The organism is Methylobacterium indicum (assembly GCF_001043895.1).
Lineage (GTDB): Bacteria > Pseudomonadota > Alphaproteobacteria > Rhizobiales > Beijerinckiaceae > Methylobacterium > Methylobacterium indicum.
Genome location: NZ_JTHF01000303.1, coordinates 1 through 3,157 on the forward strand (window position 1 = coordinate 1; position 3,157 = coordinate 3,157).

At 69.4% G+C, this 3,157-nt stretch carries 2 protein-coding genes; one reads left to right on the plus strand and one right to left on the minus strand.

Going from position 1 to position 3,157, the window contains the following annotated elements:
• Positions 1-163 precede the first annotated feature (163 nt).
• On the plus strand, positions 164-2,428 hold the full coding sequence (locus tag QR78_RS27955; protein ID WP_082171949.1) for an amylo-alpha-1,6-glucosidase: 2,265 nt from the start codon (positions 164-166) through the stop codon (positions 2,426-2,428).
• A gap of 138 nt (positions 2,429-2,566) precedes the next feature.
• Here QR78_RS27955 and infC read toward each other — a convergent pair whose 3' ends face one another.
• Positions 2,567-3,088: a translation initiation factor IF-3 gene (gene infC, locus QR78_RS27960; protein ID WP_048430889.1), complete on the minus strand. Its 522-nt coding sequence runs from the start codon at positions 3,086-3,088 to the stop codon at positions 2,567-2,569.
• Positions 3,089-3,157: the final 69 nt, after the last annotated feature.

Here is a 3,157-nt window from a genome sequence, read left to right on the forward strand (position 1 = left end):
GCCCACTTTCGCTCTAGCGTGGGGTCCGACCCGCGAATCGCCGCGGGTTCCTCCCCCCGCTGCCGTCCGGGCGCCCCGCCCGGAGCCCCGAGACCTCGCCCAGATCCCCGTGACGCCCCGCCCCGTGTCACGAAGCGAAGACCCCAGGAGTGAAGCCGTGCCGATGGTCGCGACCGCCCCCGACGACGAGACGCTGCCGCAGTACCACATCGAGGCCCAGACCTCGCTGGTGGAACGCCAGCTGCGCTCGCTCAAGCACGGCGACGCCTTCGCGGTGCTCGACAGCTACGGCGATATCGGCGTCTTCCCGGGTCCCGAGGGGCTGTACTTCCAGGACACCCGCTTCCTGTCGCGGCTGGAGCTGACCGTCGAGGGCCAGCGGCCGATGCTGCTCGGCTCGGTGGTGCAGGACGACAACGGCGCCCTCTCGGTCGACATGACGACGCCGGACATCCGGCTGGATGCCGGCGACGAGACCAGCATCCCGCGCGAGATCATCGCGCTGGAGCGGACCAAATTCCTGTTCCGCGGCACCTGCTACGACCGCATCGGCCTGCGCAACTACGATACCAAGCCGCGTCACCTGCGCGTCTCCCTGAGCTTCGACGCCGACTTTCGCGATCTGTTCGAGGTCCGCGGCAGCGACCGGGCGCATCGCGGCAAGCGCAGCGTCGAGGTGACGGCCCCCAACGAGGTGACGTTCACCTATGACGGGCTCGACGCGCGGCGCCGCACCACCCGCCTGCGCTTCGGCCCGAAGCCCGCCCGGCTCGAGGCGAACAAGGCGGAGTTCGAGGTCAAGCTCGCCCCCGGCGGGCGCGCCTCGCTGTTCGTGCGGGCGATCTGCGACACGGTCGACCTCGGCCGCGAGGGCGTGGCGGTGATCGGCAGCGCCCTGCCGTTCACCCACGCGGCCTATCCGAATCCGCGCCGCGAGGAGGGCCACCCGAAGGGCGAGGGCATGACCTTCGCGCTCGCCTACCGCGACGCGCGGCGCGACCTGCGCAAGGCCACCGCCAACATCACCACGATCGAGAGCTCGAACGACCAGTTCAACGAGGCCGCCTGCCGGGCGACGGCCGACCTCTACATGCTGCTCAGCCGCACCCCGAACGGCGTGTACCCCTATGCCGGCATCCCCTGGTACAGCACGGTCTTCGGGCGCGACGGCATCATCACCGCCATGATGACGCTGTGGATCGACCCCGAGATCGCCAAGGGCGTGCTGCGCCACCTCGCGGCGACGCAGGCGACCACGATCGACCCGGCGGCCGACGCCCAGCCCGGCAAGGTCCTGCACGAGACCCGCAACGGCGAGATGGCGATCCTCGGCGAGGTGCCGTTCAAGCTCTATTACGGCACCATCGACGCGACGCCGCTCTTCGTGATGCTGGCCGGCCAATATTACGAGCAGACCGGCGACGAGGCGACGATCCGGACGATCTGGCCGAACCTCCTGGCGGCGCTCAACTGGATCGACGAGTACGGCGACCGGGACAAGGACGGCTTCGTCGAGTACGCCCGCGAGACCGAGAAGGGGCTGGCCAACCAGGGCTGGAAGGACAGCCACGATTCGATCTTCCACGCCGACGGCCGGATGGCGCAGGGCCCGATCGCGCTCTGCGAGGTCCAGGGCTACGTCTACGCCGCCAAGAAGGGCGCCGCGAAGCTCGCCGCGCTCATGGGCGGCGAGGCGCTGTCCGAGCGGCTGAAGGGCGAGGCCGAGCGGCTGCGCAAGGCCTTCGACGAGAAGTTCTGGCTTCCGGAGATCGGCACCTACGCCATCGCGCTCGACGGCGAGAAGCGCCCCTGCGCCGTGCGCTCCTCGAATGCCGGCCACGCGCTGTTCACCGGCATCGCCTATCCGGAGCGGGCCGAGAGCGTCGCCGCGGTGCTGATGTCGAAGGACGGGTTCAACGGCTGGGGCGTGCGCACGATCGCGGTCGGCGAGGCGCGCTACAACCCGATGTCGTACCACAACGGCTCGATCTGGCCGCACGACAACGCGCTCGTCGCGCTCGGCCTCGCCCGCTACGGCCTGAAGGCGGAAGCCGCGCGGGTGTTCGAGGGGCAGCACGGTGCCTCGCTCTACCAGGAGGGGCGGCGCCTGCCGGAGCTGTTCTGCGGCTTCATCCAGCGCAAGCAGCGCGGGCCGACGAACTATCCTGTGGCGTGCAGCCCGCAGGCCTGGGCGGCGGCGGCACCCTTCGCGTTCCTGGCGGCCTGCCTCGGATTGGAGCTGCGCCACGACCGCAACCGGATCCGCTTCCGCGACCCGATCCTGCCGTCCTTCCTCGACGACGTGCTGATCCGCAACCTGAAGCTCGGCGACAGCCACGTCGACCTGCTGCTGCACCGCCACGGCCAGGACGTGACCGTCAACGTGGTGCGCCGGACCGGCGACGCGCAGGTGGTGCTGCTGAAATAGGCCGAAAAAAGCGATGGGCCGGGACATGCCCGGCCCTTCGATGCTCCCCGCGCGGGCTCTCGCAAGGAGATACCCGCGCCCGGAGCGGTCAACCGATCCACAGCCGCGCAGACACGCGGCGAGGCGCCGTGCGCTGGATTAGCGCGGCGCCAGGATCATGATCATCTGGCGGCCTTCGAGCTGCGGCTCGCTCTCCACCTTGGCGATCTCCTGCGTCTCGGACTTGACGCGCTCGAGCAGGCGCAGGCCCAGATCCTGGTGCGCCATCTCGCGACCGCGGAAGCGGAGCGTCACCTTGACCTTGTCGCCTTCCTCGAAGAACCGCTGCACGGCCTTCATCTTGACTTCGTAGTCGTGCTTGTCGATGCCCGGCCGGAGCTTGATCTCCTTGACCTCGACGGTCTTCTGCCGCTTGCGCGCCTCGGCCTGCTTCTTCTGCTCGTTGAAGCGGAAGCGGCCATAGTCGAGAAGCTTGCAGACCGGAGGCACGGAGTTCGGCGCGATCTCGACGAGGTCGAGGCCCGCCTCTTCGGCGACCTGCAGCGCTTCGAAGAAGCCCATGACACCGCGGTTCTGGCCGGTATCGTCGATGAGCTGGACCTCGCGGACGCCGCGGATGTCCCGGTTCGCGCGCGGCCCGTCCTTCTGCGGGGCCGGCATGGCTCTCATAGGTCTGCGAATGGCTTCAATCTCCTCAATCACGTATTCCGGCGGCGGCCCGCGGGCCGC

Excerpts from the sequence above, each read along its gene's own strand:
- infC (WP_048430889.1), bottom strand. The coding sequence starts at position 3,088 with ATGCCGGCCCCGCAGAAGGACGGGCCGCGCGCGAACCGGGACATCCGC.
- QR78_RS27955 (WP_082171949.1), top strand. The coding sequence starts at position 164 with ATGGTCGCGACCGCCCCCGACGACGAGACGCTGCCGCAGTACCACATC.